Annotated in this window: 13 protein-coding genes; 10 read left to right on the plus strand and 3 right to left on the minus strand. The window is 38.3% G+C overall.

Going from position 1 to position 14,382, the window contains the following annotated elements:
- The first annotated feature begins 58 nt into the window (after window positions 1-58).
- The 3 genes from SYJ56_RS08085 (at window position 59) to SYJ56_RS08095 (ending at window position 3,857) form a co-directional block, all read left to right on the plus strand.
- Window positions 59-1,429 (plus strand): glycosyltransferase family 2 protein, encoded by a 1,371-nt coding sequence (locus SYJ56_RS08085; protein ID WP_323833284.1) that lies wholly within the window; start codon window positions 59-61, stop codon window positions 1,427-1,429.
- Window positions 1,430-1,431: 2 nt separating this feature from the next.
- On the plus strand, window positions 1,432-2,661 hold the full coding sequence (locus tag SYJ56_RS08090) for a YaiO family outer membrane beta-barrel protein (RefSeq protein WP_323833286.1): 1,230 nt from the start codon (window positions 1,432-1,434) through the stop codon (window positions 2,659-2,661).
- 122 nt (window positions 2,662-2,783) lie between these two features.
- On the plus strand, window positions 2,784-3,857 hold the full coding sequence (locus SYJ56_RS08095) for a hypothetical protein (RefSeq protein WP_323833288.1): 1,074 nt from the start codon (window positions 2,784-2,786) through the stop codon (window positions 3,855-3,857).
- On the opposite strand, the gene SYJ56_RS08100 is transcribed toward SYJ56_RS08095, so the two are convergent.
- Window positions 3,854-5,785 (minus strand): LTA synthase family protein, encoded by a 1,932-nt coding sequence (locus tag SYJ56_RS08100; RefSeq protein WP_323833289.1) that lies wholly within the window; start codon window positions 5,783-5,785, stop codon window positions 3,854-3,856. The genes SYJ56_RS08095 and SYJ56_RS08100 overlap by 4 nt on opposite strands.
- A gap of 151 nt (window positions 5,786-5,936) precedes the next feature.
- Here SYJ56_RS08100 and SYJ56_RS08105 point away from each other — a divergent pair, with 151 nt between their 5' ends.
- The 4 genes from SYJ56_RS08105 (at window position 5,937) to SYJ56_RS08120 (ending at window position 9,329) form a co-directional block, all read left to right on the plus strand.
- The gene (locus SYJ56_RS08105) at window positions 5,937-6,479 is read left to right on the plus strand and encodes a class I SAM-dependent methyltransferase (protein WP_323833290.1); all 543 of its coding nucleotides are present in this window, start codon (window positions 5,937-5,939) and stop codon (window positions 6,477-6,479) included.
- A 9-nt stretch (window positions 6,480-6,488) separates the two neighbouring features.
- Window positions 6,489-6,734 (plus strand): DUF3253 domain-containing protein, encoded by a 246-nt coding sequence (locus SYJ56_RS08110; protein WP_323833291.1) that lies wholly within the window; start codon window positions 6,489-6,491, stop codon window positions 6,732-6,734.
- A 129-nt stretch (window positions 6,735-6,863) separates the two neighbouring features.
- The gene (msrA, locus tag SYJ56_RS08115; protein ID WP_323833292.1) at window positions 6,864-7,442 is read left to right on the plus strand and encodes a peptide-methionine (S)-S-oxide reductase MsrA; all 579 of its coding nucleotides are present in this window, start codon (window positions 6,864-6,866) and stop codon (window positions 7,440-7,442) included.
- Window positions 7,443-7,661: 219 nt separating this feature from the next.
- A complete protein-coding gene (locus tag SYJ56_RS08120) occupies window positions 7,662-9,329 on the plus strand; it encodes a DUF6909 family protein (protein WP_323833293.1) in 1,668 nt (555 codons plus the stop codon).
- A 43-nt stretch (window positions 9,330-9,372) separates the two neighbouring features.
- Here the strand turns inward: SYJ56_RS08120 and SYJ56_RS08125 are convergent, their stop codons facing one another.
- A complete protein-coding gene (locus SYJ56_RS08125; RefSeq protein ID WP_323833295.1) occupies window positions 9,373-10,764 on the minus strand; it encodes a carboxylesterase family protein in 1,392 nt (463 codons plus the stop codon).
- Window positions 10,757-11,248: a GyrI-like domain-containing protein gene (locus tag SYJ56_RS08130; RefSeq protein ID WP_323833296.1), complete on the minus strand. Its 492-nt coding sequence runs from the start codon at window positions 11,246-11,248 to the stop codon at window positions 10,757-10,759. The genes SYJ56_RS08125 and SYJ56_RS08130 overlap by 8 nt, the downstream gene beginning before the upstream one ends.
- A 322-nt stretch (window positions 11,249-11,570) precedes the next feature.
- On the opposite strand from SYJ56_RS08130, the gene SYJ56_RS08135 reads away from it, so the two are divergent.
- The 3 genes from SYJ56_RS08135 to SYJ56_RS08145 all read left to right on the plus strand — a co-directional run bounded on the left by SYJ56_RS08135 (window position 11,571) and on the right by SYJ56_RS08145 (window position 14,322).
- Complete coding sequence (locus SYJ56_RS08135) at window positions 11,571-12,965, plus strand: DEAD/DEAH box helicase (protein WP_323833297.1); 1,395 nt, start codon at window positions 11,571-11,573, stop codon at window positions 12,963-12,965.
- 76 nt (window positions 12,966-13,041) lie between these two features.
- A complete protein-coding gene (locus SYJ56_RS08140; RefSeq protein ID WP_323833300.1) occupies window positions 13,042-13,869 on the plus strand; it encodes an N-acetylmuramidase family protein in 828 nt (275 codons plus the stop codon).
- A 6-nt stretch (window positions 13,870-13,875) separates the two neighbouring features.
- Complete coding sequence (locus SYJ56_RS08145) at window positions 13,876-14,322, plus strand: DinB family protein (RefSeq protein WP_323833302.1); 447 nt, start codon at window positions 13,876-13,878, stop codon at window positions 14,320-14,322.
- Window positions 14,323-14,382: the final 60 nt, after the last annotated feature.

A 14,382-nucleotide genomic window follows, 5' to 3' on the forward strand; every position in this document is an offset into this window, starting at 1 on the left:
TTGTGGGATTATTTTTCTATTCCTTAGCTTTTCTGTGATTGTTATCTACTTGCTCATTATGATTCTGAGTGCACTGGAAATGCGCGATCACAGAAGAAAAAATAGATTTGCTGATTACCACGATATTATCACTTCGCCTATTGCTCCAGGTGTTTCTATTTTGGCGCCCGCCTATAATGAGGGAGAGTCAATTGTACTTAACGTAAAGAGTTTGCTTTCACTTCATTATGGTAAGTTCGAAGTGATTGTTATCAATGACGGGTCAAAGGATGATACGTTAGTCAAGCTGATCAATGCTTTTGAATTGGAGATCACTGATTTTGCATATTGTGAAGAAATCCAAGCACAGCGTGTCCGAGGAATTTATAAATCCAAAAACCGATCATTTAATAGGCTTGTAGTTATTGATAAGGAAAATGGTGGCAAAGCAGACGCGCTTAACACTGGGATCAATGTTTCTTCGAAAGAGCTTTTAGCCTGTATCGATGTAGATTGTATTCTTTCTCATGAGTCAATCACCAGAATGGTACGCCCATTCATGGAAGAAACCAACCGACAAGTCATTGCTGTGGGAGGTGTGATTGGTATTGCCAATAACTGTGATGTACAAGATGGCACAGTGACCAAATATCGTGTACCAACCACACTTTTAGGAAGATTTCAAGTTATTGAATACTGTAGAGCCTTTTTGATGGGGAGAATGGCATGGACTAGAGTTAATGGCTTAATGCTTATTTCCGGTGCTTTTGGTTTTTTCAAACGTGATCTAGTAGTAGAAGTAGGAGGATATTTTCCGAAGACTGTAGGAGAAGATATGGAGCTTGTAGTTCGTATGCGACGTCACATGGAGGAGCGAAATATTCCACATAAGGTTGGATTTGTACCAGACCCACTTTGCTGGACCGAGGTGCCAGAGAAAGAAGAAGTTCTTTCGCGTCAGAGAAATCGCTGGATACGTGGGACAATAGAAACACTACAGCTACATCGAGTGATCCGAATGAATCCCAGCTATGGGATTTTGGGTATGGTATCTTATCCCTATTGGAACTTATTCGAAAAAATGGCTCCGGTATTAGAGTTACTTGGTCTAATATATACCTTAATACTTATCATTGTTGGTGATTTCTCAGCATTCTATTTTATTGCTCTATTCGTTGTTTTATACCTGTTGTCTATTCTAGTATCCTCCTTCAGTATCCTGTATGAGCAGATTTCATACAATAACTACAAGGACAAGAAGGACCTTAATAAACTAATTCTTACTGTATTTCTAGAGCCGCTATTTATTCACCCAAAGATTGTTTATTGGGGACTTGGTGGGCACTGGGATTTTTTCAAAGGCAAGGGCGGCTGGGGCAAAATGATCCGTACTGGCTTTAAAAAATCGGAGGATAAAAAGAAGATGGAGCCTAGTGCATTGAATTCTTAATTATGAAAAAAATATTTATTCTTCTGATTTGTTCTGTAATATTTACAATTGTAGTTAATGCTCAGGATTCATTTGATCCTGATGCTTTGCTGGTGGATGCCAGGACTCTGATTTTGGATGGTAAATATATTGAAGGTAGAAAGATTGCTTTTAGAGCGCTTTCGAAATACCCTGATTATGCTGATATTCTCATTCTGGTAGGTAGAAGCTACGCATGGGAAGGTAAAAATGATTCTGCATCAATCTATCTAGAGCGTGCAATTATTGCTGCTCCTGATTATGTGGATGGGTATGCTGCTTATTTGGATAATTTGTCTTGGGCAGACCAGTATGAGAACGCAGATAAAGTATTAGCCAAGGCTAGACAGAACTTGGGAGAGACACTTCCGAATTTGCTTCGCTACAAGGAGTCAAGGTTGCTATATTATAAAGAAGACTATAATGCTGCCTATGACATAGCAGAAGACCTTTTTGAGAAAAAATACAAGAATGAAGAGCTACTTGATTACATGCAAACTTTACAGCGCTATAGAAGGAACAATGCAGTAGGAGTCACGTACGATTACGATTCGTTTGAAGGAGATCTATCTCCATGGAATACATTCTCTTTTTACGCAAGGACGAGAACAAAACTGACAGGGACTTTAATAGGAAGAGTAACTCAATCCTCTCGTTTTGATGCAAATGGGACACTTTTTGAATTGGATGCTTATCCTTCGTTGGGGAAAAAAGCCTACGCATATTTAAATGTAGGGGGATCTTCAGCAAGTTTCTTCCCGGAATTTAGATTTGGGGCTTCTATCTATTTCAATTTACCCAAAGCCTGGGAGATTGATGGGGGCTTTAGATATCTACAATTCTCAGAAATCACCAATATTTACACTGCTTCAGTAGGTAAATATGTTGGTAATTGGTGGTTAAATCTTCGTGGAAATGTAATTCCAGGAACTGGAAACAGTCTGGGAACTTCAGCAAATTTGCAAGCAAGGTACTACTTCAAAACAGGAGAGGATTTCTTCTCCATACAGTTGAGCTCAGGGGTATCTCCTGATGAGGAATCCCGAGATCCTACTCAACTTCTAAATTCTTATCGAGCCAGAGTAGGTTATCAGCAATTGCTTACGGAACGCTTTATGGTATACGCATTTTCGGGGTATAGCCGCGATGAGCTTGGACCAGATAGGTTTAGAAATAACTTGAATTTTTCATTGGGAGTTGAATATAGATTCTGATGGGTGAAATGATTACGGAAGAATCTAAGTTACTGTTTAGGCGGGTTTTACCTTTCTTTCTTATTTTGGTCTTTATACCCGTGATCAGCTATTTGATTTGGCTCGTGAATCCAGCCAAAAAAATGGAGATTTTAGTAATTGATAAAACCGTTCCTACAGACAACTATCAGGAGCATCAGTCTATTTTTTGGGCTTTAGAACATCTGAAGTTTAAGAATAAGGCTGGAGAATTTTATCAAAAAGATAAAGACTATCTGGGTTTTTTTCCGGATAATACTTCTTCATTCGGTACTTTCAGAGAATTGTCACAACTTTCAGAAAATGAGATAGTTGAAAAAGCTAATAGTCTTGATGTTCTCTACTTTGCAGATACCTATGGTGTATTTGAAGGCGATTTCAAAAAGATAGATTCAGAGGAGATTTCGAAAAAGATTTATGGTGGATTAAATCGTGGTGATATCAATTTATTACGTGAAGCTGTGGCACAGCATAAAACTATTATCGCAGAATTTAATACTATGGCATCGCCCACATCTGCAGGCATTAGAACAGAGTTTGAGAATCTGATGGGACTCAAATGGACAGGGTGGATAGCGAGATATTTCGATGAAATGGATACTACTATCAATAAGGATATTCCAAAATGGTTTATAAGTCAATATGTAGAGCAACATGACGATACTTGGGTGTCAGCTGGGCCTGGAATTGTGTTTGTCCATGAAAATGGAACTGTAGAAGCGTTTTCTAACGGTATAGATTACTTTGGAGAAACACCCAAAATCCGTACTCAAAGAATCAATCAGCATGGTTTTAAACTTCCTGAAGTAGTGCCATATCCAGATTGGTTTGATGTCGTGTTTATTGAGCGAGATTATCAGGTGATTTCCTATTATGATATAGAGCCATCTGAACAAGGAAGAAATAAGCTCAGAGATATGGGTTTGCCACGATATTTTCCTGCTGCAGTCGTAAAAGATGTAGGAAAGGGACAATATTATTATTTTGCTGGAGATTTTTCAGACATACAAAATTCTATTGGATCTCCACGCTTCAAAGGATTACCGAGCCTTTGGCGAGGATTTCACCTTGTGACTGATTATACCGATAGGGAAAGCTTTTATTGGAATTATTTTTATCCATTACTTTCTCAAGTCTTGCAGAAAACTTACAAGGAAAAAAAACGTGGCGATCGCTAATTTAACGGTAACAACTTTCGTGTTTGAACAGTGTAGTTGTTTTTGTTTTTGAAATCCTCAAACTCTCCCGTCAGCTTAGTCTTCAACGCTTGATCATCGATAGGATCTATGTTTAAACCGTCTGTGATTACAAACAGCTGATCATCTGATAAGAAATATTCCCCATCTATGTATTCCATTAATTGATTCTTATTTCGCATCAATGGCATAGCTATCTGGGATTGGAACACTCGGGAAGTGTCCAAAACCTGCCCCATCCAAATCTCTTGTTCAGGTAGTTGTATTCCGATTTGCGCTTGCAAAAAAGCCAAAAGAGAAGGAGTGACTTCAAAATGACTACTCATTCCTTTGAAATAAGTTGGTCTATTAATCAGCGGTGAATAAATAATCAACGGTACATGAAATCTGTCTAATCGAGATGCCATGGGGATTTCCGGTAGACGATGATCTCCTGTAAATACGAATATTGTATTAGCGAATTCTGGTTTCAGGCTGTACGCAGTAATAAAGTCTTTCACAGCATCATCTGCATAAAGTACCGTCATATAAATGTCCTGATAATCTCGATATTCCGGTTTCTTCTCTTCTGTCAGGTTTAAATAGTTTTCTAAATGATTTTCAAATTTTCTTGAATAGAATTCCCGTTCAGGAACTATATAAGGATCGTGGGATGTGACTGTTTGAAAAATTCCTAATTGAGGATTATCATTATTTTTGGGAAAAAAAGACAAGCCATTACTGAATATCTCTTTGTCACCATAGCCCCAAGAGAAACCATTTGCAGAGGGCATTTTCTCATATTTTGAATCAAAGTCGTCAATATCTATAGTTTGTGATATCTCGGAATACTCCATAAATTCCTTTTGATGGTCAAAACTTACATCCCATCCTATGAAAAAGCCTGACTCATAGCCATTATTATTCAATATACTAATCAGGCTCTCATGATGTGGAAAATCTTCATAGAGTTCTAGAAATCCTCTTTCACCGAATGGGAGCCCTGCAAAAAGTCCTGGAAGAATGCCGAAAGTCCTTCCCGTAGATGAAATAGCATTCGTCCAAACCAGACTATGAGACTCTAGGGAATCCAAAAAAGGAGTAAAGCTTCCCAAGTAAGCTCCTTTTCCCGAATATGCCTTACCTATACTTTCTATAAGCACAAAAACTATATCCGGTGGAGATGAAAGACTATCGAAATATGGACTAAGCACATCAGGATATTCAGCTGTATGAAGAAATGGATAGGAAGGATCTGAGTATTCCTTTTTGACAAACAAGGCATCATTAATTGACCTCAGATAGAAATCAAAATAATACTCATTCTCATACATGAAGTAGTCAAATGCTTGCTCGGATAGGTATTTTGATTTGTTTAGTTCAATATTGACTTTTACTTCGTCTAATTTGTCCGATTCTGTGATTGGGAAAAAATAGAAGAAGATCAAAAACCAGTATGTAGTAATGGTAAACACAGCAGATACTTTTGTGCTGAATTTCAGATACTTATTAGCAAGGCTAAAAATGTAAAAAAGAAGGATGAAAAATAATAATCCAGCCCCTACAGTCATATAGTTCAACAGCCCTGAAGATCTTACAGTAAGGATAATGTCATTTAAGTTGTATGCAAAAAGATCATTTCCAAGAGGAAGAAGAGTCTTAAGAAAATAGAAAATTAAGGCAGTTTGAACTACTAGTGCTATCACCAACCATGATTGGGTAAACCATTTTGCCAACTTAATCGACAACAAACTTGTAGCTACATGAAGAATGAATAGTAAGCCGAGAAAATATAGAATCCAATTGATATCCTCAAACAAGCTATAGCCAACTACCTCTCTAAAACTAACACGAAGTGTGTGAGAATTAAAAACTAAAACCCATTCAATCGCTCTTGTCAAAAACATCAAAATTGAGAAGATCAGCGACATACTCCAAAAGTTATTTAGAGTTGTTTGAATTTTTGCCGGTAGATTAGATCGAATTTCAGCCTTTTGGGCCATATTTGCGTGTTAGCTTTTTGGGTGAAGACCGAAAAGATAGGTCAAAATCAGGTATCTTCAAGGGGAGAATAAAAATTATATGGGCAAATCGGATTTGTTGTTGGAGTTATATTCCAACCTGAGCACAACTGGAGCGGTTACTTTCAGTTCAAAAACATTGGTAAAAAAAATGCTTGATCATGTTGATTTTAAAGATGCCAAGTTAATTATTGAATTGGGAGGCGGAGATGGAAGTATTACCAAAGGGGTAGTTGAAAAATTGAATCCAGATACTGAGCTTTTAGTTTTTGAAATTAGCAAATCCTTTTGCAAATCTATGGAAAAGGAATTTCCTCAAAAAAATGTCAGAATTATAAACGATTCAGCTGAAAATATTGGTGAGTATCTACATGGTAGAAGTGCAGATTATGTTCTTTCCAGCCTGCCTTTCAGTTTTTTTGCAGTGGAATTGAAGGATCAGATATTGTCTCAAAGTAAATCAGCACTGACAAGTGGCGGATTTTTTATCCAGATATGTTATTCTTACCTGTTGAAAAATCTTTTCAAAAAGCATTTTGGGCACGTGAATACCAGCTTTACTCTTAAAAATCTTCCTCCAGCATTTATAATGGTTTGCAAATAAAACCCACTTATGGAAGTTCTCCGAACAGCCATTTTAGACATGTTAAGTCGGAAAAAGGGTGAAAGTTTTGCTACATCTGAAATTGTACAACAGATGTTTCCGGAGGATTGGAAACGATTTCTCGAAGAAGTGAATACAGAAGCAATTGAATTGTCTCGGGAAGGTTTAATTGTAGTTGCCTCTGAACAGCCTATTGACTATAACTTGATTAGGACTATTCCATTGATAATATCTTCTCCAAACAAACTTAAGTAGATTCATTTCAGTTGGGTATGAAACTAGAAATCGAGCATGACCCAAGCATCACGCATGGGTATGATTATCAAATATGCGAGATTCCATGTGACCAATAAAAACCAATTATAAACACATGAAAACTGAGCTATGGATAACGAATTGAAACTACCTACCACAGAAGTACATATTCCTGAAGGATTAAATTTGATTACGCTTGGAGCAGGTTGCTTTTGGTGCATAGAGGCCGTCTTTCAGGAACTTCAAGGTGTAGAAAAGGTCATTTCAGGCTATTCTGGAGGATTTATTGAGAACCCCACTTATAATGCTATTTGCTCGGGGACGACGGGTCATGCTGAGGTAATTCAGGTTTATTACGATCCTTCGGTAATAAGTTTGTCGAAACTTTTGGAAATCTTTTGGGCTACTCATGACCCTACTACTTTAAATAGGCAGGGAGCTGATGCAGGACCACAATACCGCTCTTCAATTTTCTTTCACAGTCCTGAGCAGGAAAAATTGGCGCATACTATTAAGACTCAATTAAATGATTCTAAGGTGTTTGACAATCCGATAGTCACAGAAATTACTGCTTTTACTAATTTTTATCCAGCGGAGAATTATCATCAAGATTACTATAACCAGAACGGATCACAACCTTATTGTCAGTTTGTGATCAAGCCAAAAGTGGACAAGCTGAAGAAATTCTTTGCAGAGCGCTTAAAATAGTATTTGCTATTTTGTCTCGCAAAACCCATTTGTACTTAAGAAATCGAACATATCGAAGGCGACACACAGAGGAATGGTTATTTTCCATGCGAGATTCCATGTGGCCAATAAAAATCAATTATATACACATGAAATCGAGCATGTCGAAAGCGACACAGAGAGGGATGATTATTCACCGAGCGAGATTCCATATGTCCATTGAAAGTCAATTATAAATATATGAAAAGAACCCGAGCACATGAATCCAGAGCCGCGATTGAGCGATTATACATTACGATGCGGCACCTTTTTACCCGAGGTAGTTACAAACCAATGGGGGTTTCAGGAGAAAGTCTTGTAGATGCCTTGCGTGTTTTGAGTCCTGAGATTTACGGATTGGTGACTGACAATGAGAAGATGGAATTGGATGGTTTGCTCTATGTGATGGAGCGACTTCCCCGAGGGATAGAAGAGTGTCGATTCGTTCGTCTGATCAGCCGTGAAGGCTATGAGACGTCTAAGTTGGAGGCTATTGTGCCCGCCAAGCGTAAGCGAAATTGCTATAGACTTGATGAGCATATCATGTATGTGGAAATGACTCGCGGTCGCTCCGATATCTATGATATTTTGACTCACTTGACATTTTTATATATCGAGTCAAACAAAATATATAATAACAGCACTGATCCAAAAGGCAAGATTTCTACAAACTGGCTTATGCTGGAAGAATTTGTACAGAAGGAAGCAGCCGGTGAGGAGTTTGAAAAGGAAGCCGCAAGTGCTTACTTGAGTCATCTTATCGGCAGAACCTACGAAGAGACCGTTCAGGCAGTAGATAAGTTTGAAAAAAGCAGTAATTCCAACAGCCTTTTTTCCATCGTGTATCATATGGGTAGGCTAGCTCAGGATGAAGCCTCAAAGCATCTGGATAGAGAGATATCATTTTCCACAACACTTAGAGAGCGCATCGGCCATCACGTCTATGGCGAAATGTGGGCTCGTAGAATTAAAATTGCGCTTGATGAGCATGATTTACTGAAGCGACCTATTCATATCATTTCTGCCAATCTTCATTCTGTTGTCAATACAATTTACGGTACTCAGCTACTTAAGCTAAAGAACTACGAGGAACTTGAAAATGTGGTGATGGAGATCTCAGTTAAAGCTAAAAATAATAAAGGAGCGGCGATTGACAAGTATGCTGCTAAGCATGGTTTCATCAATCTACCAGATGAGTCAGGAACAAACATTGGTGCTCAGATTATAGATACGGCACTTTTGGAGAAGGATGACCTGATTCCGGGAGTTAAGTTGCCAAAGGAAATAGAGAAAAGACCCGTATTTGTGGTAATGGATTATGCCTTTGGAGAGCAAGCTTACGAATGCTTTGATGAACTTTTGAAACCCTACGATAAGGAGGGAGAATCAATTCCATTGAACGTGGTATCTACTTCGATCATGGGTAAAGCGGGTATTCTCTATGGAGGCAAAGGGGATCTAATGATCCCAAATGCGCATGTTTTTGAGGGTACGGCAGACAACTATCCTTTCAAAAATGAATTGAAAAAAGCCGATTTTGAAGGTTATGGTTTGGGAGTTTATTCAGGTCCTATGATTTCTGTATTGGGTACTTCACTTCAGAATAAGGATATTCTAACCTACTTTATGGAATCGTCATGGAAAGCCGTAGGGTTGGAAATGGAAGGAGCTCATTATCAGAAAGCCATTCAATCAGCATCAAAAATCCGTAAGTCCATACGATCCAATGTAAAGGTTCTCTATGCTTACTACGCATCAGATAATCCCTTGGAAACAGGAAGTACGTTAGCTTCTGGAGCTTTGGGAATGGAAGGGGTAAGACCGACTTACTTGATTACCTATAAGATTTTGGAGAAGTTATTCGGATAATACTACCAATGAGTGAAATCAAATAGAAAAAAGTGCCCACAAGTTAATTTTGGGCACTTTTTTCTTTATGCTGGGTAAATAGCCAAGGCCACAAGTCAGGATCAGAACTCACTTGATACCAAATATTATGACCTTCGTTCTCATATTCCGTATAAAGTGGATTTCCACCAGCAGCTTCTATTGCTTCAATCATTTCTCTTGATCCATTCACTGGTACATTTCTGTCTTTTTCCCCATGAAAAGCCCATACTGCAACCTGAGTGATTTTCGAGGCTAAAGAAGTATCACCTTCCCCACAGACTGGAATAGCAGCAGCGAATAAATCGGGTCTTGCAGTGATAAAGTGCCAGGTTCCATAACCACCACGGGAGACTCCGGTAATATATCGCCGGTTTTTATCAATGTTTTCTTGCTCGTCTAGCGCTTCTATTGCTTCGAACACCAACTTATCAATTACAGGAGTATTTGGAACACCGCCCCAGCCTTTACCCTCTGGACAAAAGGGTACAAAAATATACGCTGGGTACTTTAACCTATTTACATTTTCTGAAAGAACCTGTGCTGTACTTGCATGATATCCTGCATAGGGAAGTGATACCACCAGAGGATATTCTTTTGTAGAATCAAATTGAACTGGCCTGAGTAAGAGGTACTGCAGGCTGTCTCCTTGACTGCCTACAAATGTATTTTCTTCAAAAAGCTCAGTGAGTTGATCTGCCCTTTCTTGATTCTTTCCTTGCCAGTAGACTTGGGAATAACAGGCGGTAGCGAAGGGAATGCTGATAGTGAGAAAAGCAAGGATAAATAGAATACCTAAGATTCCATAAGCATAGCTAGCAATTTTAAATTTAGCGTTAGAATATGATTTAAGCTCATCCTGAAAGTTAAGTGCCAAAAAGATCGGGATTATAGCTGTACCTAGTGACACCCATTTTGCTGACTTATCTAAAGTGGAAAGGAACTGAAAGTCTTGTGCAGAAACGCTCCAATATGCTATTGCCATTAAAATTCCACTTGAAATCATTAACAGAACCCCGGTAATTTTAAGCCATTTTCGTTTCGAAGATTCTGAAAAAGTGAGGGCTCCTCCTAGGAGAAGACCTGAAAATAAGGAGAATGTCAAAGCCTGAAAATAATATTCATCAAACTTGCGCTCTACTATCATCATATAAAATAGCACTACTTGTATCAAAGTGGCAATAGCAGAAAGCAAGAGAGTAAGCAAAGCAGGTCTGTAACTTTTGGAATAGAAATACTTAGCTAAAAAAGCTATGGAAGTGAAATTGATAGCATTTGTAAGTATAAACCAGGCAATAAAAAAGTCTTGAAAAAACATTTGATTCCCAAGAAACATATAGATAACGCCTTGGATTAGCCCAGTAATAAAGGCTAGAATCATAAGAAAAACCGCAAAACTATAATCGCTGCTATTCATTGCTTGTTGGTTTAATTGGAATCCAGAGTTCTTCCTCTGAGTTAGGATCATTGTTTTTGTACTTTTCTCCCATCAACGCAAAATGAGGTCGATTATCTATCTCATAAGCTGAATCTGGAACCCAGCTTCCAAAAATATACTGATACATTTTAGTAGCCTCGCTTGCCATTCCTCTAAATGGAAATACAGCGTAAAGTCCTGTTGGGATAATTATTGTATCCAGCCCTTCTGGTATATCCTTAAAATCTTCCACCTTCACAGCCGCCCATTTCTCAAATTCAGCGGCAGGATCAAATGAAACGAAATAGGCGGGGGAGTCATACACTTCCACGGAATACAATTCGCTCCCTTCACTGTTCTGAATTTCATTTTTCTTGGGAATAAATGATTTCCATAACTGTCCAGTTTGATTGTTTAGAAAACTCATTCTTTTCTTTATCCCAACTAGTTTTGTCTCAGGAAGCATTTTGATGATTGGATTCATTAGGGAATTATCTGGAAATTATTATTATCATCTTCATAATTCAATAAAACAGTAAGACTCAAAAGAGCCGAAAATATAACAACTAACCTCAGAACTAATTAGATCTATTCAACAAGATAATTATAGCCATTGAACTTTCCCAATCTTCCTCCAGTTTGCAAGAAGGTATTTAGGTTCTTTTCATCCAATTACTATTGGCATTTCTGACAAGTCTTTGTACCTTGGAAAATCCATCTATTTGTGTTTCTGTACAATTAGGGGCTATATTTGAATAGGCATAAAAGATAATGCCTGTTTTTTACATTACTTCACTCACCTCATTTTGGAATTCTCATCATTTAACTTTGAAACCTCGCTTCAGGAAGGACTGGACGCAATGGGTTTTGAAAAACCAACTCCAATCCAGGAAAAGGCCATTCCGGTCATCATGGAAAATAGGGATCTTATCGCTTGTGCCCAGACGGGAACAGGTAAGACAGCAGCATTTATACTTCCGATTTTAAACAAGATAAGCAAGAACGAAACAAGCACTTTGAATACACTTATTCTAGCGCCGACTCGGGAACTTGCTATTCAGATCGATCAACAGATCCAAGGATTTGCATATTTCCTTGGGATAAGCTCTATTCCAATTTATGGAGGAGGTGATGGCATAGTCTGGGAGCAGCAAAAGAAAGCTCTTGAAACTGGAGCTGAAATTATCGTAGCCACACCTGGACGTCTTATCGCCCTTCTTGCAGGAGGCAAAATCGATTTGACATCGCTTGAGCATTTGATTCTTGATGAAGCGGATAGAATGATGGATATGGGATTCTCAGATGATATTCTGAAAATCGTCAATTACCTTCCTAAAGTCCGGCAAACCGTTCTTTTCTCTGCTACCATGCCTCCTAAAATCAGGCAGTTCAGCATGAAGTTTCTGAACAACCCTGCTGAAATATCCATTGCAATGGGTAAAACGGCTGAAGGTGTTACTCAAGCCATGTATTCTGTATATGATACGCAGAAGGAAGAATTAGTCAAAAACATACTTTCTCAAAAAGCTTACGATGCAGTGATAATTTTTGCTTCGACTAAGGATAAAGTGAAATCACTTTTTAAAGTGCTAAGAAAGCAATTTGATATTGAGGCCTTTCACTCGGACTTGGAGCAGGTAGAGCGTGAGAAGATCATGTCTGCCTTCAAAAATAAATCAGTGAAAATCCTGATAGGAACGGATATTATTTCCCGCGGCATCGATGTGGTAGGGATAGAATTGGTCATCAATTATGACACCCCATCTGATCCGGAAGATTATGTCCATAGAGTAGGACGTACTGCCCGAGCAGATGCAAAAGGTGCTGCTATTACTTTCGTCAATCCTAAAGATCAGTATAAGTTTGATAATATAGAAAAGCTGATTGGGATGAAGATCACCCAAAATCCGCTTCCCGAAGGATTTGAAGCTGGCCCAACGTACACAGGCAAAGCGGAGAAAGGCAAGTCTGACTATGGTTCAAAGAAGAAATCCGGATTCAATAAAAAAAGTAAATCTAGTTCTCCCGGGAATAGAAAGCCATTTCCAAGAAGAGAAAACTCTGGAACAGAAGTTCATAAAGAGGTTCAAGCCGAGCCTGTTGAAGCTAAAAAACCAACTCAACCAAAGGTTTCTACGGAGTCAAATGGAGTGAAGCCAGGTAAATATGCAAATAGGCGAAATGTCGTAGATCCTGAGTAACTAACCACATTTGCAATTGCGATTACGAAGTACTTCAATTAAATTGAAGTACTTTTTATTTTTAAATCTCAAAGCAATGCAATACATAAGACTCAGATCAAGAGGCTCATCCGTCTCATTTTTACAGGAGCTTTTAGGAAAAATCGGTTATGAAATTCCTTCATCAGGTTATTTTGGATTAGAAACCGAAATTGCTGTTAAAGACTTCCAAATGAAGAATCAGCTGATAGTGGATGGTGAGGTAGGCATCAAAACGTGGACTTTACTATTTGACAAAACAAAACCAGCTGATGTATTCGGAAATATCTTTCTTGGTGAGCAAGACCTCATTGATTTTGCAAAAAGATACCAGTTGGATCTAGCAGCCGTAAAAGCTGTGAATGAGGTAGAAAGTTCTGGGAAGGGATTTTTTATTGACGGAAGACCGAAGATTTTGTTTGAAGGCCATGTTTTTTGGCGACAATTGAAAGCAAGAGGAATAAATCCTGAGGATTTTGCCAATTCTTTCAACGAAACTGTTTTGTATAAAAAATTTAGCAAAAATCATTACTTAGGAGGATCGAGAGAGTACGGACGTCTGGAGCTGGCTGCTACCATATCATCAGATCCAAAATTCAGAGAGGCAGCTTTAGCCTCCGCATCATGGGGAAGTTATCAGGTTATGGGATTTCATGCTATTCCTCTGGGTTACCCTTCTGTTCAGCAATTTGTTGACGAGATGTACAAACATGAAAGAAATCACTTAGAAGTATTTGGCCGCTATATCTTGAAAAATGGATGTATAGACTATTTACGAGCGAAAAATTGGGCAAAATTTGCTGAATGCTACAATGGTTCTGCTTATGCTGCTAATAAATATGATGAAAAGATGGCAAAAGCCTATTTGAAGTTTTCAACGGACTAAAGAGCTATGGTGATTCAGGAATTTATAAGACTATTTGAGCGAGATATAGATCGACTGAAACTGGAAATAAACGCATATTCCAACGAAGAGAATTTGTGGAAAGTAGACCACAATATCACAAATTCAGCAGGCAACCTTTGTCTTCATTTAGTTGGGAATATGTCTCACTTTGTGGGTAAAGAAATCGGAGGTTTTGAATATATCCGAGATAGAGAATTTGAGTTTTCCGGAAAGAATGTTCCCAAATCAGAATTAATAGACAGGATAGAAAAGCTGCAAAATGTAGTGACTGCCAGTCTGGAAGGCTTGGATGAAGCAATGCTTGAGAAAGATTATCCTTTGGAAGTGTTTGGATCAAAAATGTCTCACAATTATTTTCTGATTCATCTCTTTGGCCATTTTAGCTATCACCTAGGCCAAATAAATTATCATAGAAGACTGCTGGATAAATGATGTCAACTTTCTAGACAATAAAAAAGTCCCGATACACCGGGACTTTTTTATTGTGGAAGA

The organism is Algoriphagus aurantiacus (assembly GCF_035156405.1).
In the GTDB taxonomy this organism is placed as follows: Bacteria; Bacteroidota; Bacteroidia; order Cytophagales; family Cyclobacteriaceae; genus Algoriphagus; species Algoriphagus aurantiacus.

Bases quoted from the DNA above. Each gene is read 5' to 3' on its own strand.
- SYJ56_RS08085 (WP_323833284.1), top strand. From the start codon at position 59: ATGATTCTGAGTGCACTGGAAATGCGCGATCACAGAAGAAAAAATAGA.
- SYJ56_RS08090 (WP_323833286.1), top strand. From the start codon at position 1,432: ATGAAAAAAATATTTATTCTTCTGATTTGTTCTGTAATATTTACAATT.
- SYJ56_RS08095 (WP_323833288.1), top strand. From the start codon at position 2,784: ATGGAGATTTTAGTAATTGATAAAACCGTTCCTACAGACAACTATCAG.
- SYJ56_RS08100 (WP_323833289.1), bottom strand. From the start codon at position 5,785: ATGTCGCTGATCTTCTCAATTTTGATGTTTTTGACAAGAGCGATTGAA.
- SYJ56_RS08105 (WP_323833290.1), top strand. From the start codon at position 5,937: ATGGGCAAATCGGATTTGTTGTTGGAGTTATATTCCAACCTGAGCACA.
- SYJ56_RS08110 (WP_323833291.1), top strand. From the start codon at position 6,489: ATGGAAGTTCTCCGAACAGCCATTTTAGACATGTTAAGTCGGAAAAAG.
- msrA (WP_323833292.1), top strand. From the start codon at position 6,864: ATGGATAACGAATTGAAACTACCTACCACAGAAGTACATATTCCTGAA.
- SYJ56_RS08120 (WP_323833293.1), top strand. From the start codon at position 7,662: ATGAAAAGAACCCGAGCACATGAATCCAGAGCCGCGATTGAGCGATTA.
- SYJ56_RS08125 (WP_323833295.1), bottom strand. From the start codon at position 10,764: ATGAATAGCAGCGATTATAGTTTTGCGGTTTTTCTTATGATTCTAGCC.
- SYJ56_RS08130 (WP_323833296.1), bottom strand. From the start codon at position 11,248: ATGAATCCAATCATCAAAATGCTTCCTGAGACAAAACTAGTTGGGATA.
- SYJ56_RS08140 (WP_323833300.1), top strand. From the start codon at position 13,042: ATGCAATACATAAGACTCAGATCAAGAGGCTCATCCGTCTCATTTTTA.
- SYJ56_RS08145 (WP_323833302.1), top strand. From the start codon at position 13,876: ATGGTGATTCAGGAATTTATAAGACTATTTGAGCGAGATATAGATCGA.